The 23,036-nt window shown below is 40.0% G+C and carries 18 protein-coding genes; 8 read left to right on the top strand and 10 right to left on the bottom strand.

Annotated features, from left to right (window positions below; genetic code table 11):
- Nucleotides 1-9: 9 nt before the first annotated feature.
- Entirely contained in the window at nt 10-918 is a 909-nt protein-coding gene (locus tag FEN17_RS12755; RefSeq protein WP_138365739.1) for a hypothetical protein, read from the top strand.
- Between the two features lie 75 nt (nt 919-993).
- Here FEN17_RS12755 and FEN17_RS12750 read toward each other — a convergent pair whose 3' ends face one another.
- Nucleotides 994-2,253: a GTP pyrophosphokinase gene (locus FEN17_RS12750; protein ID WP_138365738.1), complete on the bottom strand. Its 1,260-nt coding sequence runs from the start codon at nt 2,251-2,253 to the stop codon at nt 994-996.
- Between the two features lie 336 nt (nt 2,254-2,589).
- Between FEN17_RS12750 and FEN17_RS12745 the strand changes: the two genes are divergently transcribed.
- The gene (locus FEN17_RS12745) at nt 2,590-2,877 is read left to right on the top strand and encodes a hypothetical protein (protein ID WP_138365737.1); all 288 of its coding nucleotides are present in this window, start codon (nt 2,590-2,592) and stop codon (nt 2,875-2,877) included.
- An 87-nt stretch (nt 2,878-2,964) separates the two neighbouring features.
- On the opposite strand, the gene FEN17_RS12740 is transcribed toward FEN17_RS12745, so the two are convergent.
- The 9 genes from FEN17_RS12740 to FEN17_RS12700 form a co-directional block, all read right to left on the bottom strand.
- A complete protein-coding gene (locus FEN17_RS12740) occupies nt 2,965-5,142 on the bottom strand; it encodes a T9SS type A sorting domain-containing protein (RefSeq protein ID WP_171037917.1) in 2,178 nt (725 codons plus the stop codon).
- 640 nt (nt 5,143-5,782) lie between these two features.
- Nucleotides 5,783-6,001: a helix-turn-helix transcriptional regulator gene (locus FEN17_RS12735; RefSeq protein ID WP_138365735.1), complete on the bottom strand. Its 219-nt coding sequence runs from the start codon at nt 5,999-6,001 to the stop codon at nt 5,783-5,785.
- Nucleotides 6,002-6,358: 357 nt separating this feature from the next.
- Nucleotides 6,359-7,237, bottom strand: coding sequence for a hypothetical protein (locus FEN17_RS12730; protein WP_138365734.1), 879 nt, complete (start codon nt 7,235-7,237; stop codon nt 6,359-6,361).
- Between the two features lie 265 nt (nt 7,238-7,502).
- Entirely contained in the window at nt 7,503-8,387 is an 885-nt protein-coding gene (locus tag FEN17_RS12725) for a DUF6602 domain-containing protein (RefSeq protein ID WP_138365733.1), read from the bottom strand.
- Between the two features lie 74 nt (nt 8,388-8,461).
- Nucleotides 8,462-9,298: a hypothetical protein gene (locus FEN17_RS12720; RefSeq protein ID WP_138365732.1), complete on the bottom strand. Its 837-nt coding sequence runs from the start codon at nt 9,296-9,298 to the stop codon at nt 8,462-8,464.
- Nucleotides 9,299-10,024: 726 nt separating this feature from the next.
- Complete coding sequence (locus FEN17_RS12715) at nt 10,025-11,299, bottom strand: relaxase/mobilization nuclease domain-containing protein (RefSeq protein WP_138365731.1); 1,275 nt, start codon at nt 11,297-11,299, stop codon at nt 10,025-10,027.
- Entirely contained in the window at nt 11,287-11,676 is a 390-nt protein-coding gene (locus FEN17_RS12710; RefSeq protein WP_138365730.1) for a plasmid mobilization protein, read from the bottom strand. Before FEN17_RS12710 ends, FEN17_RS12715 begins: the two co-directional genes overlap by 13 nt.
- Before the next feature lie 611 nt (nt 11,677-12,287).
- Nucleotides 12,288-13,328 carry an OmpH/Skp family outer membrane protein gene (locus tag FEN17_RS12705; protein WP_205748150.1) on the bottom strand — a complete coding sequence of 347 codons (1,041 nt, stop codon included), beginning with the start codon at nt 13,326-13,328 and terminating at the stop codon, nt 12,288-12,290.
- A 201-nt stretch (nt 13,329-13,529) separates the two neighbouring features.
- Nucleotides 13,530-14,492 (bottom strand): virulence RhuM family protein/type II toxin-antitoxin system death-on-curing family toxin, encoded by a 963-nt coding sequence (locus FEN17_RS12700; RefSeq protein ID WP_138365728.1) that lies wholly within the window; start codon nt 14,490-14,492, stop codon nt 13,530-13,532.
- A 436-nt stretch (nt 14,493-14,928) separates the two neighbouring features.
- On the opposite strand from FEN17_RS12700, the gene FEN17_RS12695 reads away from it, so the two are divergent.
- The 6 genes from FEN17_RS12695 to FEN17_RS12670 all read left to right on the top strand — a co-directional run bounded on the left by FEN17_RS12695 (nt 14,929) and on the right by FEN17_RS12670 (nt 23,030).
- Entirely contained in the window at nt 14,929-15,531 is a 603-nt protein-coding gene (locus FEN17_RS12695) for a recombinase family protein (RefSeq protein WP_138365727.1), read from the top strand.
- 186 nt (nt 15,532-15,717) lie between these two features.
- On the top strand, nt 15,718-16,611 hold the full coding sequence (locus tag FEN17_RS12690) for a DUF4007 family protein (RefSeq protein ID WP_229208807.1): 894 nt from the start codon (nt 15,718-15,720) through the stop codon (nt 16,609-16,611).
- Nucleotides 16,601-19,825: a hypothetical protein gene (locus FEN17_RS12685; RefSeq protein ID WP_229208806.1), complete on the top strand. Its 3,225-nt coding sequence runs from the start codon at nt 16,601-16,603 to the stop codon at nt 19,823-19,825. Before FEN17_RS12690 ends, FEN17_RS12685 begins: the two co-directional genes overlap by 11 nt.
- Nucleotides 19,822-20,928: a phosphoadenosine phosphosulfate reductase family protein gene (locus FEN17_RS12680; RefSeq protein WP_138365725.1), complete on the top strand. Its 1,107-nt coding sequence runs from the start codon at nt 19,822-19,824 to the stop codon at nt 20,926-20,928. The genes FEN17_RS12685 and FEN17_RS12680 overlap by 4 nt, the downstream gene beginning before the upstream one ends.
- Before the next feature lie 19 nt (nt 20,929-20,947).
- Nucleotides 20,948-22,081 (top strand): DUF262 domain-containing protein, encoded by a 1,134-nt coding sequence (locus FEN17_RS12675; RefSeq protein WP_138365724.1) that lies wholly within the window; start codon nt 20,948-20,950, stop codon nt 22,079-22,081.
- A 1-nt stretch (nt 22,082) separates the two neighbouring features.
- Nucleotides 22,083-23,030, top strand: a complete 948-nt coding sequence (locus FEN17_RS12670; RefSeq protein WP_138365723.1) for a protein kinase domain-containing protein — start codon at nt 22,083-22,085, stop codon at nt 23,028-23,030.
- The last annotated feature ends 6 nt before the right edge of the window (nt 23,031-23,036 follow it).

The following is a 23,036-nucleotide window of genomic DNA, read 5'->3' as shown; positions in this document are numbered from 1 at the left end:
AGAAGTGACATGGAAATCAACTACAAAGCTTTTTATACACAGTACGCATACGACTACCATCTGTATAAGGTGACAACATTGTCTTCAATTCTAGATAGATGCGAGGCTTTTCAGGAAGACTATTTAGCGGCCCAAATCTCAGGCTATAATGAGGCTGATTATGCTCGTTTTTTAAAAGGCGAAATTCGAGTAACCTGTTTTCATGTGATAGAAACTCTCTTTGAACTGATTTTTGGCCTAGAACCAAAGGAAGGGAAATGTAGAGATCTTGATTTATTGCAGGCTATTAGTACTTCCAATTTCCAAAAAAACTATTCGCGAATAGAACGAATAGCAACAGATGAAAGCGAACTTGCCTTTTTAGATCTAGCGACTGCTCAGTTTGGAAATCATCCATTGTGGATGCACATTTTCTTTTTTGCTCCACCTTTGAAAGAGCCGGGTGTTCCAGAGCTGCTACAAGATAGTTATGAAGCAATCAAACTTTTCTTAAAAGAGGCTGCTATAACATTTTCACGTCGATATGAATACAATGCATATAAGCATGGCACACGTGTACTTAATGCTTTCCAAGAATTCGGTTGGAGTGATCCTGATGGACAAAACGCCGTTAAATACGATCTGAGTGACTCCATGTCCTTTTTTACAGTAGAAAAACAAGATGGAAAAGCGGTGAACGAGGTTATTACTACTAAAATGTTTAATACAAAAAAGGACATTAAAATGATTCTGTTAGCTAATATGCCAATAACTAACATTATTCGGCGCAGAAGGTGGGTTTTAGTACCGGAAGATCGCGGAGGCGATAACCCGGGATCAACAAACTTTATGAAGGAGGCAGTACTTGATATGATTCGGACTCACAATGGCCCTGCAGGATTTATTATTGATGATATCATCACAAGGCGCAAAATTTAGCTTTATTCATTAATATCGTGCTATTACCTTCAATCAGGCAAATAATTTCTATATATCAATACATATTCCGGATATTTATAAAGAGTCAAGTTCACTTTTTAACTGCTCTTTTATATCGGCGGTCGGAACATGATCAACTACCTTATATGTTATAGATTTTAGTTCTTTATAACTGTTTTTCAGGTTTTCATCAACAGGCGTCTCAATTCCGTGCAATAGGTAATTGCGAATTTGTCTTAACTGTCGCAGTTCGTTAGCTTCCTTGTTGTTCAATATTTTCTTATCCTTCAATAGTCCAAAATTCGGAATCATATAACGTCGCACATCTGAGTCAGAATCTTTTAAGATATCCCTAACAGCTTTTTCTAAAACAACCCAGCACTTTACAAATGATTCGAATCCCGACGCTTTTCTTTCAGAAACATGCAGGTTTTTGAAATAGTTTTTTAAGTCAATTTTATCATTATCATAAAACTCAACCATTAACATGTTAAGCAGCTGGTCCGTTACGGATTCTTGAAGGTCGGTATTTATCATAGTGATGTAGCTGTTAAGTTCACTAACATCCAGAGTCTTAATTGTATTGAGGTAATTGTTCAATAAATATGTGTCTCCCAGCTTTATTTTGTTCAAGTAATCCTTATCAATATTACTTAGCAGGTAGTTGGTTAATTCATACTTGTCATTTATTTCGTTGTGCTTTTTAGTTCGTTCAGACATAGCCGCTTGAAGTCTTTCAAGGGCAATTTCACCGCTCAAAACTAATCCATTTATCTCATCGAGGATAGCCAATTCTTCCTTAGAAAGCTTTCCAGAAAATGGTTTGTAAACCAAGTCGTGTTCAACCTCGGACCACGCATGCATTAAAACAGATGCGATTTGTATCTCGGCAATTGTGTCAATATATCTTAACGTCAAATTTTCCTTTTTTAGTCGAACTCGATAGTGAGTTGCCCAATAACCGGAAAACCGCTTGTCATGTTTAGGTATATGGGGAGTCAAAGGGAATTTTTTTGTTTTCTCTACGTGAAAAAGATCATTAATTACTTCATCGATTATTTCGCGTTCGGAAGGAAAATACAAAGAAACCCTTATGCCCGCTAAGTCGATAATATCCGAATATATTGCTTCAACAGTTCCATAATTTTTCTCTTCATTCCTTTTTAAAAGCTTATCTTTTAATCTATCTGGCTTTTTAGCTCGATGAGTTACAATAGCTTTGATGCCACGTTTAAATAACTGGTCTTCAATTTTTGAAGCAACAATTTGACAAAGTTTTTGATAATAGTCGAATTCTTTATTATACTGTCTAATGAAATCATCAATTATGTCCATTGTTGATCGTTATGGCTTTCGTAGAAGTTTTATATTGTCTTTTATCTGTTTGCGCCTTTTTTCAATAAAGACATAATCAAAGCATATTTAACTACTGCTAGACGTAGAAAGGCAGGGTTTGCAAGTTGATCAGACTACTCATGTTGCAAGTTCAAACTTTATTCTATATTTGCCCTGCAAACTTTTTAGAAACACTTTATGAATTTTATTAGAATAGCCAGGCCAAAATGGCCTTGGAGAGGCATACGGGTGCAAGTCCCGAAACCTGGCCGAAGTGTTTCTTCGTTGAAGTTTGCGGTGACCTCTCCTTATTTAATCACCCAAAAACCATTGCCAATGCAAACTTCAGATGGTAAAGGAATTGACTCGAACCCAAATTCAGTCAACGCAACTAATGATGCACGTCACGCATCAAATGTCGGCGACCCGCTGACGCAATCACAAGCCGAGTTTTGGTATCTCATCGAATGTCAGGGCTGTAAAGAGCTGGCGCATTCGCTCAAAATGATCCACGATCTGGCGCTTTATCATTCGGATATTCCGTTTGATATGGCTGAAAAGTCGGCGCTTTTTGACGTGAAGCTCCTTTGGGAAGGCCTCGAACAAATGGGGGCGAAAGCCTAAAGGTTAAAGGACTGTTGGCCACAGTCCTTTTTTGTTTTCCCAGGTCAGCTTTCACTTTCACACCATCCCGCATCGAACATGCAGCATCTATCGTTTCAGTATCTTCAAACTTTGCGTTTGCGCTGCGGTGCTGACCCGCAGGAGGTACATTCCGGTTTGTTTCTGAGCCATCGGGATGGTTTCCTGGTAGGTACCTGTTTCGGCAGTCACCACTTTATCCAGGATCGTGCGGCCAGAGAGGTCCAGCAACTGCAGCCTCACTTTTTCTCCCCCGGCACCTTCAATGTTAACGGAAAACTGATCATCGACCGGGTTAGGATAAGTAGTAGCGCTGAAAGCCGATTTCGCGGTTTCGTCTTCGATCGCATTTTCATCCATGTCCGTACCACCTACCCTGAAGAGCGCTTCCTCGGCTGGCGAACCCGGCGTGTCAGGATAATAATAGGGGTTAATCGACATTTGCACAGCTCCGGAATTTCCCGCTGCAATATACCGGCCGTTGCCGTAAGTGACGGTATTGAGGTGCTTATAGGTGGATGAGGATGGATTTGACCACCATGTGTTGGGTATAAATCTTACGATCTTACCGTTTGTACCTGTGATCACAAAATGGTTTTCATAAATGATATCCGTATAGTCACTCTTTCCTATCGCGACATTGGGGGTTAGCGGTGTCCACTTTATGCCGTTGGTAGAGGTGAGGATGGTATTGTTTTGTCCAGCCGCAATCCATTGGTTGTGGCCAAACGCCACACCATTCAGGTGGTTTGTGGTACCACTGTAATGGTACGACCAGTCACTGCCATCCGGCGAATTCCCAATAAGACCGTACGGGCCGACGAGCACGAACATGCCGTTTCCATAAGCCACGGTCTTGATGGAATAAAGTACCTTATTCGTTGATTTCTTCCAAACTATTCCATCGAAAGACCACATGATAAGGCCATGGAGCCCGACTGCCACGAACCTGCCACCGCCGAACGTGACGCCGAGGAGATTTTGTCCAAACTCTACCTGGCGATAGGTCCAGTTTTTCCCATCCTGCGAAGTCTGGATCAAAGCATCTTCCCCCACGGCTACAAATAAACCATTTCCGAAAGCAACGTCATGAATGGCTTTTGTGCCACCAACCAGCTTTACCGTTTGCCCGACCGTAAAGTTAACTCCATCTGCGGAGGCAATGGCGAGGTTGGTTTGTCCCAGCCCCGTCGCTCCATTATCCAGAGGCACACTTCCTACTGCTACAAAAGTCCCGTTTCCATAGGCCGCGCCAGTAAGCTGCATCGTCCTGAAATTAGTGGTTGTGGAAGACCACGCATAGCCATTGTTATACGATGAACGGAACGTTCCCATACCTCCAACGGCCAGAAATGAATTTTGAAAATAGCGGACGCGGTTGAGATACCAGGCGGAACCGGTCGGCTTGGGCGCATCACCCCAGCCCTCGCCGGTGGAAGACACCAATGCCACATTTTTGTTGGAGCAGACAGCCACAAACCGACCATTCGACGGATTACATTCGACGCCGCTCAGCGACAACGTTTTGTCCTGGTTTGGAACGGCATTCCAGTATTTACCTTCCTTTGAATACAAAATAGTTCCCTTGTCACCTACGATCACAGAAGTTCCGTTGGGGCGACCCGCTACGGCCCGCAACTCATTATTCGTGCCCGAACTTTTTACGGACCAGTCTATGCCGTATGCAGAAGCTGTTTTGATCAATCCGTTGGGCCCCACAGCAATAAAGCTGTAATTTACATAGGCAACATCGTTCAGATTATCCAGGCCATTGGGACGTTTTGTCCAGTTTTGGCCGTCCGGTGATGTCAGTAATGCGCCGGCTGTGCCTACGATTACGAATATTCCGTAACCGTAAGCGATACCCTTGAATTTCTGTGTGGTGCCCATCAATTTTTGGCTCCACGAAATCCCATCCGTCGAAGTGGCGATCAGGCCCGAACTGCCGACTGCAACAAACAGGTTGTTGCCGAAAACAACACTGTATAATGTGCCGCCAAAGGCCAGGCCTGTCTGTACCGTTTTCCAGGTTGCGCCGTCTGTTGAAGTGCGGACAATGTTATTTTCTCCCACTGCAACATATTTCCCCGCTCCGAATGCCACGTCATTAAGCTGTTGCTCCGGACTTATGGTTAGTGCTGTCCATTGCGTTTGAGCATCCGCAGTGAATAATTTTAGTAATAAAAAAACGAATGTCAGTGTGTGAATGAAATAATGAAATGATCTGGTGGTAATGATTTTTTTCATGACTAATAGCATATTGAAATAATGGCTGAACAGCTCTCCGGGAACACAAACTGAAATGTCTGTTCCGTAAGGCAATGCAAACCTAGGGCGGATAAATGCCGGCAACAATTTTAGGGGGTACACAAAAGGTCGACAACCTTCAAATTGGAGGTATACAAAAGGTGAACGTAGGGGGAAATTGATTTGCCTGCCGGCGGGAATTTGGGTTTGACCTTTTTTCAAGGCGGCCACCGCTGTGGGAGGGAGACGGGTCTCGAACTTTGCCTTTAATTGGCTCGTAATCAAGGTTTTGTCTCCTTTATTTGAGATGAACTACACGAAAGACTCACTATTTTTTATACATATAGTACAACAGTATATTTGTTATGTATAATTCTTTTAGCGAAAATTGCTTGAATTGATGATGGTTTTCGCTGGTTTTTGAGTCAGTTTTCGGGTGGTTTTTGGTGTTCAAAGTTTGGAAAATGCCTGTGGTTTTGGCGGTGGTAACTGCGATGTTATTGGGGTAAAAATACAAATTTTTGTAAGAGTTTGTCTGCTGGTTGCAGTAAGAAAGCGTGATCCAAAATCAAACTTTCGGCAGTGATAAGGATTTGTTGCCGAAAGTTTGCTAAACGACAATTCTATTAATTGAAGGAATCTATTTGTCTTCTTCTGATTCCTGTTTGACGTCAACTACACCAACTTCCTTTCCGAATAGCCACAGTAATTGATTGACCTTATCAAGTCGAAGTGTTTTCTTGCCTTGTTCCAAATCACGAACAAAGCGCAGACCGACACCTGCTTTAAAAGCAAGTTCTTCCTGTGTAAGCCCAACTGCCTTACGCCTTTCTTTTAGGAATGATGAAAAAGTAGACATGTTATATACCCATTATGGTATAAAGCTAACTAGTTTGGCTGGATTATACCAGATCAGGTATAGCTTCGCTATTCGACATATTTTATTCCTTATGGTAGTTGTGATTTTTCATTATCCAGTAAATTGTCACAACATGGTTTAATAGAAATGTCACAACATAATCTAATAGTATTGACACAGCAATCGTCAATAGATTAATAACAGCCTGATTTGATGGATTGATATGGCAACACCACAGATGCCTATCATTCCCTTTCCATTAAACGCTATCGGGTCACGGCCGAACTGATTGCAAGAGTAAGTTTGGGAAAGTGGGATGCTAACGAAAATGAAGAAGATCGTAAACAATGGCCTAATCTAAGCTGAAGCCCAGGTAAAAGGCTCGCCAGAACCAACGTTAGTGACTATGTGCGTGATTGCAACTAATGGGTTTTCAGAGTGTTGCCTTCGACAGAAGCACATATAGACCTCCTTCAGGCTCAGAATTTTATCTACGACGTTTGGCAACATTACAACATTTTGGCCTTTGTAACCACTCTTAACACTCGGGTATGTTAATCCCTGTGCAGGAGTTCGATTAAGAATATAATTCGCGTAGGCGGCGGAAATCTTATAGTCATCTGGTGAATCAATTTCTGTCTTGGCAAACTCGTTGCAGATAATTTTCGATTGTAGCGCGAAGTGTTCAGTGTAGTCAACATCTTCTCGCAACTTGAGCTGTTCAATTGCTTCTTCGACATGTGCCCGCTGATTTTGTATTGACATTTGGACGTATTTGCTTGTTCCCGAATATTGATCTGCATAGATTATCTCTGCAAGCTGGACAGTTTCCAAGATTTCCCAACGACTGACAGTGAAAATTTCTTCAAATTGGCCTGGCAGTTTGAGTTCTTCAATCCGTGAACTAGTTTCAAAATACGCGACCGCGCGCGGCATTTCAATCTCCGGAGACACGATCGAGCCGTAAAAGACACCTTGCTCAGGAACATTTGCTCGCCCGAATTTGACTCTATCTCTTAGTACTTCCGGATCGCTTATATAGCTTACTTGGTCAGGGCGGGTAAAAATTTCTCCTCCATAGTTAATTCGTGCCCGTTCGATGAAATGGCCTTTGTGCAACAGACTTGTTGGGATGATCTTATGATCCAGATTCTCGATACTTTGATAGATCATTTCGTAATCTACATATGCGAGATTGTACATTATCTGCGAAAGGAAATTTAATGTCGGATGCATTTTGCGTTCTGATCAAATTTTGAGTCGTAAGGGACGAGGGGCAATACCTGGGTCATTACTTTTCTCCCAGTTTAACCAACTGGCTGATAGCCATATACAAAGGTTTAATAAATGACTACTAGTGCGGTCCGAGTTTTGTTTTGTCAAATAGCGGGAGGCCGACAGCCATTTAATTTCTGTGAGTAAAAAATTAAACTACTTTCACATTTTCCTAATTTTTGTTTATTTCTTCGCATCTCTAGTCAATTTGTTGAACCAGTTATCCTCAATAACCTAGTGGTCTGTATTCCTTGAAAGTAGCCTCGGTTATGATGTCAATCCATGGCATTCGTCCTAACCTGATCCAATCTACCACAAACGCAAGTTGGGATAGAAAAATACCATAGGTGAGGTCATTTTGCTGACCCGCCCAGTATCCTCTCTCGTGGTGATGATCTAGGTAAAATAAACTTCTGACCTGGTCTGCTCCGCTATAAAAATGTGGAGTGCAAAAATTATGAGAACCCGCAATGATCAAATCCGGATTGTTTTCATTATCATCCATTTCGAAATTTTTAAGCGCCTCATGTATTTCTTGCGTTGACAATTCTTTTTTATTTCCAATTTGAACGTTCCTTCCAATAAGCACAGCAAAAGCCGGGTTTCTCCTTTTTGGCAGATAGTCCGGGAAGGTTGAAATAACACCTCCCTGTTTGACGTAAGGATCAAGTTCATGGTGTACAACCGGGTGTCGCCTATTACAAATCTTCTTGAAGTTGATACACTGAGTAATGCCTTTTGTCAATACACAAGTTTTTGGATTTTGAGTAATTTTTAGCGTGTTTTTTGCTTCAATGTAAGCATAGACCGCTTCGATTGGAATCTTTTCTTTTAATTCATAGCTTCCCTTAGATATACTTCGAATCGTTGGAAATCTATCCTGATCAAAGATAATGATATCATCACCAGCTGTTTTGCCATCTCTGTCAATGACAAATCCTCGACAGATGCCATATTTTTGAGGCAAAAATGATCGCAAAATTTCACAAATCGCAATCTCAAATTCTGCTCCCTTTTCAAAGTTGTATTCTGATTCAATTATCTCCAACCGCCTAACGACGCTTTGGTGAAGATTTCGGACATAGTCCCCATAAAGATGTTTCTTCTCCATAGCAAACAAGTAGTGATTTGAGTATGTTACTATGACAAAATGTAATACCGCTTCGACAAATATTTGTCTATCGCTTATTTCATCGGTAATGGAGGAAAGAATTGAACTGATCGAATATCTTTACTTTTTTCGAATAATTTTATTTCCGATAGGGTGTCCTTAATATGTTCAGCCCTTCCCATTGCCAGTTCTTTCTCGTATTTAGCTCGCAACTCGTTCAGTTCGATTCTTAACTTCTCATTCTCGAGAGAATTGGCCTCAATTTCCTGTATGGATTTATAATTTTCCAGTCCCCATGTGATAGCTCCTTTAATCAAAATACCAACGAAAATCAATACTATTGCACCCTTCGGTAAAGAGACTTCAAAGTTTCCATTTTGCAGAGCTATTTCCGGCATCCAACCGGTTTTTACCTTGATTATAATGGAATTACCGGTATGTGCGGACAATATTTCAAGAATGGCGTCTTCCGGATATTCATCAAACGCAATAGGTAATCTCGCCTGGTGTTCAACCGCTAGCTGATACACTGACTTAAAGATGTAATCATATGCAAGCAAAAATCTCGACAGACCTTCCATATTTAGTTTATCATATGAGATGTAAATCGTCTGCACCGCAATTTGACGATTATCAAGGTTGAATACACCTTGGTGCTTCGCATAGATATTTAGGTTCCCCATCAGCAATTCGTATAGCCGCGCATTTTCCTTAGCAAGCATTTCCTCCTTAACAGTACGTCTGACAGAAACCTCACCCTTTTCATCGTCGTAGTAATCGTATTTGCTCGGATCGTATTTCTTTCTTTTCTTCTTCGTGGATCTTTTTTGCAAAAGAATATATAGCGAGGCACTGACAAGTATTACTATAATTAATTCCCCGACGGTAAGCAATTCAGATATGTAATTCATAGAATATGGTATAGAGGTAATGATATGGTTGTGAGCTAAATTTATATTGAATATTTGACTTCTCAAATGTCGAATTGTTTGCCCTATGAGCCAAACAATACTCACAAATAGAGTTTCTTCGTTTTGGTTATAACATCAGTTTAAAACGATGTTAGGCCAGACGCTCAAGGTGATATAAGATGGTTCGGACCTGCACCTACAAAATGCTGCCTGATTATACAGGAAGATTACGAAGCAAAAAATCACGTATCGTTCCGACGCTTCATCGCTCAAAATGATCCACGATCTGGCACTTTTTTACTCGGATATCCCATTTGGTCAGAGAGAAAGGTCAGCTCTTTTCGACCTGAAAGTACTTTGAGAAGGCCTCGAAAAAATGGTTGCAAAAGCGTAGATATGGAGGACTGTTGGCGACAGTCCTTTTTTGTTGTAGCTCAGGAAAATAGCTGTGAAACAAACCGTCACCGGGGCGTAGCCAGGGAAAGGAAAGAGTGCCTTAGTTGTTTCAGATTGTCGCCTGATTTAAAACTATTATTTTTTCACCTCAGCGCAATCGCCATTCTCACACAAAGCAAAAAGTGACGGGGTTCACCCCTTGACTGCAAATCCATGCCGCGGTTTAAGGAGCGGCGATAGCCGCGGTAAATAGCCGCATGGATTTGCAGTCGTCACTTTTTGCTTTGTACCTTTCGTTGCGCTGAGGTGCGAGCGTAAATATGCAATAAGTTAAAATCCCATCGAAAACCCTTTCTGCTTTTTCCGTTTTGGCTTCTTTAACGGATTCGGTATATACTCGCCATCCTTGATAGGAGACAACAAAGAATCAAAAGACTTATCAATCTCCAATGAACTATCATTTCCTGCATAGTAAACATTACCTGCACTGGCAGGCTGACCAACAGCCATTCCGATCCTTTGAGACTTTCGCTGATGAAGAGAAAAAGGATCCTCGACACATCGCTCGGCGATTCCCTTCGCGCTATATTGCTTGCCCAATGCACTTCCATTGAAAACACATTTAGTACGGTGGTCTAAATATGTGATCCCGTACAGCTTGCCTTCTTCATTTCTTCGGATCACCGTATCGATCCCGTCTTTTTGAAGAATATTGATTAGTCTGGGCAATGAAACGTTTTGTTTGCCATACAAAGTAAAATCTATACTATTCTTAACACGTAACGAATCCTTTGTACGGTTCGGATTCATCTCATTGTACAGAAAACGCACTTTCAGCCTTCTATGTGTTGGTTTGAAATGAAAGTCGCTTGCTTTGATGGGCACCCCAACCCGGTTGCCATCTTTATCCAGCACGCGGTATAAAATGCCATTGTTCTTTCTGATCCTCGATCCCTCAGAGCCAATGTCTGCAGCAACATTATAATGGTTGAGCGCTGCATTCAATTCACCCATCGTGGTGAACTTGTAATCGTTCAGAACCTTTTCGAGCACATTGGCAATAGCCTTCTTGGTTTCTGACTTTCCATACTCTGCTTTGATGCTGACTGGCTTCAAATTAAACTCCTGCGCTGTTCGATCTTGTGCCTTCACCAAACCAAAATCGATCTCAATCTCCTTCCTGGTTTTCTCCGATTGATTTTTGCCCAGGTTGTGCAATGAGATCCGGCTGCCATCAGCTTTGATGTTGGTCGTCACAATATGCACATGCGGGTGACCGGCATCTCGGTGCTCGTATACGAGGGCGGGTTGTTTCTCAAATCCAATACCTTTTAAATAGGCTTTTGAAATCTCCGCGAGCTGTTCTTTACTCAGCTTTTCCGATGGATCAAAGTTTAAGGACACGTGAACCGTATTGACCTTTGTCCTTTTGTTCAAAGCCAACTGCCGCTGAATTCGGTTTAGCTTTTGATCAAACGTCATCGCATCCGCATCCTTTGGATAGTTGATCGCCGAAATGCATTCTGCATGTCCCTGTTCCAGTTTGTTCTCATTGTATAGCAGCACAGCCCGGAGCCGACTGCTGGTGTGGATCACTGCAACCATCGATCTGCCAATTTATCAGTTTGCGATTTGATCTTGTCCAGGATTGAAAACAGGAATGTCTTTTCAGCTTCGTAGCTGGCAATCCAGTTTCTGAATTCTGAAATTTGGTTGACCGCATTGAGGCGTTTGGTTGCTTGGTTGAAATTGTTACCAAGCCGGTTAAGCTCTTCCCGCAGTTCTGACAGTTCACTGATCATCTGATCTTGCGAACCGTTCCTTTCGATCACAGTCACCGGTCGGTTTAAGATCAAGAGCCTTAAAAATTCACTTAATTTTCGGCAGGTGGTGCGGCTGCGCTTGGCTTCCAGATTGGCGTATTCTTTGGGTGTTAACCGGAAGATTACATGCCTTGTCTTGTTCGATTTTTCTTCTTTCATCACGATCCTATCTACACTTCAAACATTAAAAACTCCTTCACAAACCTGGACCGACTTTGGAGGGGAAGGCCAGATCGGGTGCGCAGCAACCGGCGATTGTATTACAATCGTACATCTGGCCAGACGCGCAAAGCAGGCGGCTCATTTGGATTTCAAAGTATCTGAAACCGTGTGCTGAGCCGATTTGTGAATCTAGTTTATTGAAATGGGATTTACCTATCCTGTGTAAATTTGCCTTAGGATCGAAAGCGTTTTAGGCTGACGTTTGTCTGTTCGAAAAAAGTTGTGTTTGTTCGAGAATGGTCGAAAAACTTCGAGAATGTTTGTGTTTGTTCGAGAATTTTTGAAAATGTTTGAGTTTGTGTGAGACTGCCATTTTAAATTACTTGAATAGTCATGCGGGTAACCTTTCTAGAACTTTTCTATAGGTTTGGTAAAACGCTTTCTTATCCATGGCCAGACAGTTTTATTATTTCGCAATCTTTTTTTTATAATTCTGATTTTGCTGGAAAATTTGATAAAGACGATGTTAATGATTGTCAGTCGAGGAGTACGGTGATAAATCACTTCATATACTAAGGTCTAAGTGGCCACCCCCTTTCTGGTTGATGTTAATCGCTGTCCTGATTGAACCATGAACTTGTATTTCTGCCGGAATCGTTTTGAATCATGATGGTTTCTGGTGCGATGCCCTCGAGCCGCTCATCGTCCGATCCAACAGTCGGATCATACCAGTCTACTTTCTTTCTGGCCCAATCAAGCCAGGCAGTCATCTCTTCACTCATGTTATTCTCAGCCAGGGCGTCACGCTCCCTCTGATCAATGTACTCGCGGAGAACCTGACTCTCTTTCCAACGGCTGGCATCCCTGGCAAGCTGCCGAAAGGATTTTATCTCCAGTTTTTTTTTCTGCTCACGTTCGTTTTTTATTCTTTCCTCCTCAGCCATTCTGGCGCGCCTCTTCTCCCATTCCTCGTGCTCTTTTCTAAGGTGTTCACCCATCAATTCCAGTTTGGAAATAAGCTTTGATAGCTGTTGCTCGACCTTTTGTAGTTTACCATCCTTACAACTGGTGGTGGTGTATCCCTGTTCGAACTGGAAGGTTAAAGTGCCATTCGCTTTAAAGGTTCTGGTTTGCCACCGGTCGGTGCCGATCACCACGTTGCGAGCTTCTTTTAAAGTCATATCTATGGCTTCACCGCCTATCACAACCTTATAATTACCGTCTTTGAGAAGAAAGTCGTGGCCTCTCGTTCGCATTGCTTTGATGAAAGTATCCATAATAAGCAGGGAACGCTCAATAAGACCTACGGACACGCTTATGCGAAGATTCTCCGAATAAATCAACCTAACGCCATCCTGATCAATATATTCCTTTTTCGACGCAAAAGCCTGTCTGGCCTTTACAACCAGCGGGTCCGGGTTTATTAAAGAATCTTTCACTACAAGATCAATGGCCGAGTCCGTTTCAATTGATCTTTGCAGGGCTACCTGAGGAGAAAGCCCATCCTCAATTGCGTTTTCTCCTTCTACTCTGAGAGAAAGGTGCAGCTGCTGCTCGCCTTCACTTTTCTCGGGAAACGCCTTAACCTTCACTTTCTTTCCTGCCTTTACCTTATTCCAGTGTCCCTGGTCAGGTAGAGGAATACTCATACGTATGCAGGCCTTTCGAAGGCCATTGTCTGAAATATTATATTTCTTCGAAAGGGCCGTCAAAGAATCCGACCACACCAAATCATATAAGTCCTTACGTGAAAATATCATGTTGGTAATATGGGCAAAAACTACTTATCCTAATCAGCGTTGCTGCCAGAGCCTATTGGTTTCTTAAATCTCCAGGAAAAAAAAGGAGATTTACTGATTCCTGTTAAGTACACTAATAATCAACTTTTTAACCGTTTCCATTTCCTCAGGTTTGCTGGCGGCAGCGAAAAGTGTCAGACTTGCAAGAGCTTCATTACTTATAAGTGGGACACCAGCCACCGATTTTAATAGATCATTATTTTCTAGGAACAACAGGAAACAAGCAGCAGCAATTCGCTTATTCCCGTCAACAAACGAATGGTTCTTAATGATCAGATAGAGTAGTGTGGCGGCTTTTTCTTCAATTGAGGGATAGAAGTCAATCTCTCCAAACCCTTTACTGATTTGAGCCACAGAGCTTTGAAAGCTATCATCTTTTTCCCTTCCAAAAATTTCTGAGTCGAAATCTCTTCTCATGCTCTCAATGATATTTTGGTAATCTGATAGCTCCGGATACTTCGCCTGGCGGGTTGTAATACCTTTCAGATCCAATTTTTCATGATCGTAGTCGTCCAGTAATTCGAGGCCTTTGGCGAATTGTTCAAGCAAGTTCTGATTTGCATCGCCCATCTTTGTTTCAATTGCCCGGCTTAGTATCCGGATTCCATCCTTTAAAGCCTGTACCTCCTGTTCCTTTTGATTCAGCCGTTTCTCGTTAATTGCATAACCCTGGATCAGATAATCTTTCAAGCGCTGTGTTGCCCACTGCCGGAATTGTGTTCCTTGCTGTGACTTAACCCGATAACCAACTGAGATTATCACGTCAAGATTATAATGATCCACTTGATATATTTTACCATCCGCGGCAGTTGTCGCAATATTTGCGACAACTGCCAACTTCTCTAATTCACCTTCAAAAAAAACATTGTTTACATGCTTACCAATCGTCTTAACGTCGCGGCCAAAAAGCTCAGCCAATTGACTACGATTAAGCCACACAGTATCGTTTCCGAACATAACGTCTATTTGGGTATGGCCGTCATTGCTCTGATATATTTCTATTTGATTCTCCATTAAACGAATTTAAAAATAATCTGTACAATAAATGTGGGAAGACCAACATGCGTATAGAAGGGTTGTGACTATTAACCGCCGAGATTTAGTCAGCAGCGACCCATGGCCAAGAACAACAGAGGGCAGACACGGGAAACCTTTTTTAAGGAACCATACGCTTGCTACGGGAAAGGTGGATTTTTAGCATGGTACCCAAAGCAGCTTGCCGCGACTTGAATCAAGGATACGACTACCTTAAAGAATTTGGACTCCTAAAAAGTAGCTGCTTTATACCTTTAGGAAAACGGTGGCTTTTATGTACTCTGTGACCTTTCGATTTTTCTTCCCTTTTAGCTCTGAAAAGTGCCGTTTTCGCCACTTTCAAATTACAGATTAGTGGTACACCAAAACAAATTACTGTATATTGCGAACTACCACGTTAAATTGTACTATTTGAATGGTGATTGGATACATACGGGTTTCAAAGACTGAGCAGAACCAAGACCTACAATTTGACTCCCTTAAAAAAGCAGGTTGCGAGAAAATTTATCATGAAAAGGTTTCCGGAGCCTCAATGCAAAAGCCAGAATATATAAGGATGATTTCGGAGCTTAGAAAAGGAGATGTGATAGTTGTTTGGAGAATTGATCGCTTAGGCCGGACAACTTATGAGCTGATAAAGCTCATGGTAGAATGGAAAGAAATGGGAGTAGACTTCCGGAGTATTTCTGAGGGTATTGACACTTCTACCAAAATGGGTCGCCTTTGGTATATGCTCAGTTCAGTGTTCGCGGAAAATGAACGAGAGATCTTAATGGAACGTACCTTGGCAGGAATGGAAGCTGCCCGTGCTCGCGGTAGGGTGGGAGGCAGACCAAAAGGGCTGACAAAGAAATCGAAGGAGCTCGCAGGCTTAGCAGCAACCTTATATCAAAGTAAGAAATATACTACAAATCAAATTTGTGAGCAGTTAAAGATTGGTAGCAAGACAACGCTTTATAACTATTTGCGGCATGAGGGGATAGAAATTGAGGGCTGGATTCGGGTTAAAAGGGAATAGATTGTTGTTCAAATGATAATTTATTAATCAATGCGTCGGAAAATTTGATGATAAAATAGTTATTATCCGCACTGCGATTATACTCCAATTACGAGACTGCGCTGATCTAAATAAATGTGCTGAATCATATTCGGTTATGTTATCTTCGTAATAACAACAATACTAATAATTTAACAGAAGTAGAAAGTGGCTGAAAGAAAGGATGTTAGTTCCTTGTCGCAAGTTAATAAAATGGCCTTTGCGGGGCACGAGTCTTTTCAATGCCGAAATTTATGGCTTAAGAAAGGATTTGATTATGTAAAAATGAATAAGTCTTTCAACGACGAAGATGCTGTTGTAGAGCTTGGTGTCGGAAAAAACATGGTTAACGCTATCCGATATTGGATGAAAGCGTTTAATCTGTTGACCTTAGATGATAAAACTACTGACTTGGCAGATTTTCTGTTGAGCGACAATGGTTGGGATCCTTATTTAGAAGACGTTGGGACATTGTGGCTCCTTCATTTTCAGCTTGTTACAAGTGGAAAGGCATCGGCATACGCCTTGATATTTAACGAGCTACGAAGGGATAAGATAGAGTTTACGAAAGACAATTTTTTAACATTCGTAAAACGGAAAGCAGAAATACTTCAAATTACAATTAATGACGGCACGGTATTGAACGATTTTGGAGTCTTTATAAAGATGTATAACCGATCGATTGCACAGTCCAAAGATAGAGAAGAAGGGTTTTCCGGTTTACTAACAGAATTGGACCTAATGAATGTATCTCCACGTGACAAGGATACTTTCGTGATAGAGAATACTGATAGACGTAATTTACCGGATGAAATAGTATTGTATGGAATGATGACAACCGGAGGTTTTAATAAATCTGTAAACTTTAACACTTTACTTACGGAACCTAACCAAGTGGGAAGTGTATTTGCATTGAATGCAACGAGTCTTTATACAAAGCTCGAAAGTATAGCCCAGAGATTTCCTGAAATTGTCTTTAGCGACCAAGCCGGTATCCGAGAAATATCATTTAAATCGAAGCCTGATCCACTTTTAATTTTAGCTAATTATTATGAGCAGTAATACCTACACTCCGTCAGTAAACATTATTCGCGATGCTGAAAGGGAGTTGGTATACTATCCAACACCTAATGCTCAAAGGGCTGTTCGTCAGATAGAGAGTGATTTTAAAAAGGGCAATCGTTCCTTTAACATAATAGGATCTTATGGTACTGGTAAATCTTCATTCTTATGGGCGTTAGAACAAACTCTAAGGAATAAAAAAAGGTTTTTCGACATAAATTTAATTTCCGATCCGACAGTTGAAATAATAAATTTTGTTGGAGAATATAAGTCGCTAATCGAAGCTTTTGCAGATCATTTTGATATTAGAGACATTAGTTCAAAAAAGATTCTTTCAGAGATTTATAATTGTTATTATGACTTAGGAACAAGAAACGCAATATTGATAATTGTTGTTGATGAATTTGGCAAGTTTCTTGAATATGCGGCACAGAATACTCCTGAAAAGGAGCTGTATTTTATTCAGCAACTAACTGAATTTGTCAATAATTCAGATGAAAATATATGTCTAATAAGCACAGTTCACCAAAACTTTGATGCATATTCCTTTTCTCTTTCTGATTCGCAGCGGAAAGAGTGGTCGAAAGTAAAAGGCCGTTTTAGGGAAATAACATTTAATGAACCAGTTGAACAGTTATTATTACTTGTAGCTGAACATTTAGAAGGTAATAATAATCCAGTTGAATTAAAAGCTATTAGTAATATAAGAGAAGCTCAAAGAATTGCTTTAAGTACATCTGCTCTAAAAATAGATAAGGCGGTAGCTCCTGAAATTGCTGATAGGTTGTATCCACTAGATTTGTTGAGTGCTACTGTTCTAACATTAGCACTTCAAAGATATGGTCAAAATGAGAGGTCACTATTCTCTTTCCTTCAATCAACGGACCATACAGGACTAAGTAAAGTTCGTATTACGAAAAACAACCCATTTTATAATGTTGCTAACATATACGACTATTTAACGTTCAACTTTTACTCCTTTCTAAATTCCAAAGACAATCCTGATTATTTAGCATGGATGGGTATGCGATCGGCGTTGGAGAATGTAGAACGGTCTTTCGTTGAGAACTTGGATGGTTATGAGAAGCTTATCAAGGTTATTGGACTTTTAAGCCTAGTTATGCCAAAAAGTGCTGTTTTGGATCAATCTTTCCTCGTTAAATATGGAGAGGTGTGTTTAGGTCTTGCGGACGTCTCTCCGATGATTGCAAGCCTGACCCAACGCAAGATAATCCTATATCGAATACATAATGCTCGATTTGTGCCGAATGAAGGTACTGATCTAGACATTCAATTGGCGCTCCGAAAAGCGGGGAATGATGTTGATGAAATTAGAGACGTTACAACACTGCTTCAACGTCATTATCAACTTCCACCTGTTTTGGCAAAGATGTACTCTTATCAAAATGGAACACCTCGCTCATTCCAGTACTGGATCTCAGAGAAACCAATTAGTACGGTGCCAAAGGGAGAAATTGATGGTTATTTGAATCTCATCTTCCGTAAATCACTTTCTATCGATGATGTTAAAATATTTTCTTCTACGCAGCACGAAGCCATAGTGTACGTATACTATCAAAATACAGCGCAAATTCGAGAGCAGCTTTTTGAAATCGAAAAAACACAAAAAGTCATAGATAGAAATCCAGATGACAAAGTAGCTATACGAGAGCTTAATAATGTAATGGACCATCAGAAGAATCTTCTGAACCATTATATTCTGGACGGGCATTTCCGCAATGAAGTTACTTGGATTTTTAAGGGAGAGTCAAAGGAGGTTTTTAGTCAACGGGATCTTAATAAATTGCTGTCCCAGGTATGCTACAACGTTTACAGTGATACTCCAAAGTTTAAGAATGAGTTGGTTAATAGGCATAAAATTTCTGCGTCTATCGGAAGTGCAAAAAAAATGTTTTTGCAACGTCTAGTATCGCAATGGAATGAACCGGATTTGGGATTTGAGAAAGATCGATTCCCTCCTGAGAAAACCATCTATTTGACTCTAATCAAGGAGAATGGACTCAATTTGAATTTGGAAGACGCAGATAATATTCCTGTAATAGGAGAAAATTCTTCGTTTAAACCTTTATGGAATTCCTCAATTAAATTTTTGGCTGAATCAAAGCAATCAAAGCAATCAGTAGCAGAATTTATAGAAACGCTATCGAAGAGGCCATTTAAATTAAAGCAAGGTCTGATAGATTTCTGGGTTCCTACGTTTTTGTTTTTGACTAGGAACGATTTTGCACTTTTTGAAGAAGGAACCTACGTTCCTGATATTAGTTCCGATATTCTTGAGCTAATCGTCAAAAATCCCCAAAAATATGATGTCAAGGCGTTTGACTTAGACGGAGTTAAACTTGATTTGTTCAATAGTTATCGCCATTTGCTTAGCCAGGGTTCTCAACTTCATTTTAGTAATAAGGTTTTCATTGAAACAGTTAAACCGTTTCTAAAATTTTATCGAGATTTACCTGAGTATGCCAAGAACACGAAAAGACTAAGCAAAGAGGCTATTGCGGTACGCGAGGCGATTATTAACTCAAAGGAACCTGAAAAAACGTTTTTTGAGGATTTCCCACAGGCATTGGGATACTCTTTTGGATCAATTCTTACTACCAAAGAGCATTTTCAAGCTTATATTTCTCACTTGCAAGAAGCGATTAGAGAGATCAGAACATGTTATGACAATCTTGTAAGTCGTTTTGAAGAATTTATTATTAATGAATTTATAGGAGAAGAAATTGAATTTGAGGATTATAAGCTGCGACTACAATCGAGGTATAAGAACTTGAAAAGACACATGCTTCTAGCTAATCAAAAGGCTTTTATACAAAGGCTTGACTCTCAGTTAGATGATCGTAAAGCCTGGTTAAATTCAATGGCTCAGGCAGTCATCGGTAAATCGCTTGATATTTTCCGAGACAATGACGAACTTCAACTATACGACAAGCTGCGGAGAACTGTTCGTGATCTAGACAATTTGACTACTATTTCTGAGAAGGAGTGGGACGGTGAAAAGGAAGAAGTATTTAGTCTTGAAATTTCTTCCTTTGTTGATGGTATAAGTACAGATCTGGTAAGAATGCCAGCTAGCAAAAGAAAGCAGGTGTTACAAGTTGAAAAATTTATTCGGGAACAACTGCAGGTCGGTGATGACGTCGTTAACATCGCGGCCCTAACTAATATTTTAAAAGAATTGCTTAGGAAATGACAAAAGTAAGACACCTTCTAGGAATTTCAGGCGGAAAGGACAGTGCTGCTCTGGCAATATACATGCGCAATTTGTATCCCGAGCTCGACATTGAATATTATACCTGTGATACGGGGAAAGAATTGGAAGAGACATATCAATTGATAAAAAATCTAGAAGTTTATCTTGGTAAGACAATAGAGCTTCTTCAAGCAGCAAATCAAAGTACGCAGGATCCGTTTGACCATTATTTGGACCTGTATGGAGGCTTCTTGCCTTCAGCTAATTCGAGGTGGTGTACGAAAAAACTTAAACTTGAGCCTTTTGAAAAATTCGTTGGCAATGACCCTGTAATTTCATATGTTGGCATCCGGGGGGATGAGGATAGGGAAGGTTACATATCTAAAAAGCCAAATATTCAGTCTATTTTTCCGTTTCGCAAGAACATTTGGAGCGAGGATGTAATTGGCAAAGCGCTTACAAATAACAACCTCGTGAAGTTGATTGAACAGTTTGATGGATTATCATATACACCGTCAAAAGTTAGATTTAGAGAATTGCTGCTGAAACCAATTTCATTCAATTTTACTCAAACCCAGAAAACAAATATTTTATTAGATGTCGATGTTAGGCTTTTTAATGAGTTGATATTTTCGTTTTTAAAGCAAACTAGTTATCCCTTGTCAGAAGAGAATACCTTTCCCCTGGTTGATAATGAGGACGTTTTAATCAGAGAAGATATTTTTAAATTATTAGAAGAAAGTGGGGTTGGCGTACCTGCCTATTATAATAAACTTGATTTCGACCTAAACGGTAAAGTAGGGCAATATTCAAGAAGTAGATCTGGTTGTTATTTTTGCTTTTATCAGCAAAAAATAGAATGGATTTGGCTGTATGAACAACATCCTGATCGCTTTTTGAAAGCAGTTGCATACGAAAAGGACGGCTATACTTGGAACGACAACGAGAGACTTGAAGATTTAATTAAGCCTGCTCGGATGCAAGCAATAAAAGAAGAATATTTGAAAAGAACTGCAAGAATTGCTCATAAGTCAAAATCACCGTACCTATTAGACATTCTCAATGAGGCTGAGGGTGAGGGATGTGCTAGCTGTTTTATTTAAGTGATGTAAATTAAATATAATGAATTTTGTTATCGAATCTTGGACCATTAGACAATTAATTGACTTATATGAGTCTGGTTCGCTGAATTTAGCTCCTCCTTATCAAAGAGGCGATATTTGGTCTGCTAATGCGAAAAGGAAATTAATTGGTTCAATTAAGTTGTCCTATCCTTTACCAGCATTCTTTTTTTACAGAAATGACGATAATACATTTGAAATTGTCGATGGACAGCAAAGGACTAGGACAATTTTGGGCTACCATAATGGATTTTTTGCGGACGACGGAAAAGAAACGATTGAGACAGTTGACAAATCTTTTTTTTATCAAGATTACAAGATTGCAGTCTATGTTATTTCGAATTCTAGTAAATCAGAAATTGAGGACTTCTATTATCGTGTAAATTCCTCAGGAATTAAACTAAATCGGCCAGAAATTTTAAAAGCGCAATATTCTTCCACGCCACAGCAGATATTGGCTGAGAAATTAGCTGACCACCCTGACTTCGAGTCTCTGCAAATATTTAGCGAAACATCTTTGAATAGATTAAACCACACAGATTTAGTAACTGAGTTGTTAACCTTACTATTATTAGGTAACACAGACAAAAAGATTCAAGTAGATAAACAATTTTATGGTGATGAGGATTTTTCTGAATCAAAGAGTCGTGAACTTGAAGAACGATTTCTTGACATATTATTGCATTTGCAAAGGTTTAACTCTATTTATCCAATAAAGAAAACTCGGTATAAGCAGCGAAGTGACTTTTATACTCTTTTCGGTTTTTTAGACAACAATAGGGTACTCACCGGGGAGACTTTGGATCATTTTTATAAGATATTGATTTTAATTGGTCCAGATATTTATCCTACCAATGAAAAGTGTTATTCATTTAAAGAATATGCGGACAATTGTGTGAGCCAGTCAAATTCAAAAAAGGCTCGGGACGCTAGGTCGGAATTTTTTGCAAAGCTTTTAGAAAATTCGGATTCGGTACCGCTAAGTAAGTCTGAGGAAGATGAAGACGCAAATCTTGTTATAATGGATGCTTTAAATTTTTATGAACTAACAAACGATGATTTAACTGAAATTGAAGGCTACTGGCCTATCAAAGTATCTTCTCTCATATCTTCAACTGGTAGAACTTTGTTTTAGAATGGAATTTCGAGATCGCTCATTAGTTTTATCAGAGGTTGGCGGGGAGCTTGTTGATGAGCTTAATGAAATAGTGAACGATGGCACTAGATACCATCTTAAATATTTATCTTCTGAATTTAAATTTTCAAAAGGGGGAAACTCAAATGTATATGCATTAAGAGATTCTAGTGGAAGGAATGCTGATTTTGCTATTAAAATTTGCAATTATTCGAGTCCTGGAAGGAACGCTAGCCCTCATGTTAAGAGACGTCATGGCCGATTTATGAACGAGATTTTTGTTTTACGAGAATTAAAAGAGAAGGGTAAACAAAACATAATCCAGATAGAATTTGATGGTGTAATTAATGTTGATAATAGAGATTTTCCCTACTACGTTATGGAAAAGGCTGACACTGACCTAAAAGAATATATACTTGGGAATAACAATTTGGACGATTCTGAAAAGGTTAAATTATGTTTAGATATCTATAATTCGATAAAGGAATTGCACGATGAAGGATATTATCATCGAGATATTAAGCCGGATAACGTACTCTTATCATTTAAAGGTGGTGAAACTGCTACTTGGAAATTATGTGATCTTGGAATAGTCGCGCATAGAGAAAAGGATTACGATGATATCGGTGAGCGGATCGGGCCCATCGGTTGGTTATCTCCCGAAGCAATGAATAAGCTGTTGACTCAGAAAGCAAATATCGGTTTTGATTGTGTTATAGATGATAAATCGGATATTTTCCAGTTAGGCAAGCTATTCTGGTTTATCTTTCAAGGTAATACCCCAATTGGTCAACTTGAATTAGATGACTTTATTTGTGAAATTGTTCATAAGGATGATATTTTCACATTAATCAAAGAGATGCTCAGATACTCAAAAGAAAAACGAGCTGACAGAGAAATGATTGATTTGTTTATGGGTGATATCGCAAAAAGATACGCTGTAGCCTAATTAATG

It is taken from the genome of Dyadobacter luticola (assembly GCF_005860805.1).
In the GTDB taxonomy this organism is placed as follows: domain Bacteria; phylum Bacteroidota; class Bacteroidia; order Cytophagales; family Spirosomataceae; genus Dyadobacter; species Dyadobacter luticola.
This window is presented reverse-complemented; position numbering and strand designations above follow the sequence as displayed.

Bases quoted from the DNA above. Each gene is read 5' to 3' on its own strand.
- FEN17_RS12755 (WP_138365739.1), top strand. From the start codon at position 10: ATGGAAATCAACTACAAAGCTTTTTATACACAGTACGCATACGACTAC.
- FEN17_RS12740 (WP_171037917.1), bottom strand. From the start codon at position 5,142: ATGAAAAAAATCATTACCACCAGATCATTTCATTATTTCATTCACACA.
- FEN17_RS12715 (WP_138365731.1), bottom strand. From the start codon at position 11,299: ATGGTTGCAGTGATCCACACCAGCAGTCGGCTCCGGGCTGTGCTGCTA.
- FEN17_RS12700 (WP_138365728.1), bottom strand. From the start codon at position 14,492: ATGGAGAATCAAATAGAAATATATCAGAGCAATGACGGCCATACCCAA.
- FEN17_RS12685 (WP_229208806.1), top strand. From the start codon at position 16,601: ATGAGCAGTAATACCTACACTCCGTCAGTAAACATTATTCGCGATGCT.
- FEN17_RS12670 (WP_138365723.1), top strand. From the start codon at position 22,083: ATGGAATTTCGAGATCGCTCATTAGTTTTATCAGAGGTTGGCGGGGAG.
- FEN17_RS12730 (WP_138365734.1), bottom strand. From the start codon at position 7,237: ATGCATCCGACATTAAATTTCCTTTCGCAGATAATGTACAATCTCGCA.
- FEN17_RS12735 (WP_138365735.1), bottom strand. From the start codon at position 6,001: ATGTCTACTTTTTCATCATTCCTAAAAGAAAGGCGTAAGGCAGTTGGG.
- FEN17_RS12705 (WP_205748150.1), bottom strand. From the start codon at position 13,328: ATGAGTATTCCTCTACCTGACCAGGGACACTGGAATAAGGTAAAGGCA.
- FEN17_RS12750 (WP_138365738.1), bottom strand. From the start codon at position 2,253: ATGGACATAATTGATGATTTCATTAGACAGTATAATAAAGAATTCGAC.
- FEN17_RS12695 (WP_138365727.1), top strand. From the start codon at position 14,929: ATGGTGATTGGATACATACGGGTTTCAAAGACTGAGCAGAACCAAGAC.
- FEN17_RS12725 (WP_138365733.1), bottom strand. From the start codon at position 8,387: ATGGAGAAGAAACATCTTTATGGGGACTATGTCCGAAATCTTCACCAA.
- FEN17_RS12675 (WP_138365724.1), top strand. From the start codon at position 20,948: ATGAATTTTGTTATCGAATCTTGGACCATTAGACAATTAATTGACTTA.
- FEN17_RS12720 (WP_138365732.1), bottom strand. From the start codon at position 9,298: ATGAATTACATATCTGAATTGCTTACCGTCGGGGAATTAATTATAGTA.
- FEN17_RS12745 (WP_138365737.1), top strand. From the start codon at position 2,590: ATGCAAACTTCAGATGGTAAAGGAATTGACTCGAACCCAAATTCAGTC.
- FEN17_RS12710 (WP_138365730.1), bottom strand. From the start codon at position 11,676: ATGAAAGAAGAAAAATCGAACAAGACAAGGCATGTAATCTTCCGGTTA.
- FEN17_RS12680 (WP_138365725.1), top strand. From the start codon at position 19,822: ATGACAAAAGTAAGACACCTTCTAGGAATTTCAGGCGGAAAGGACAGT.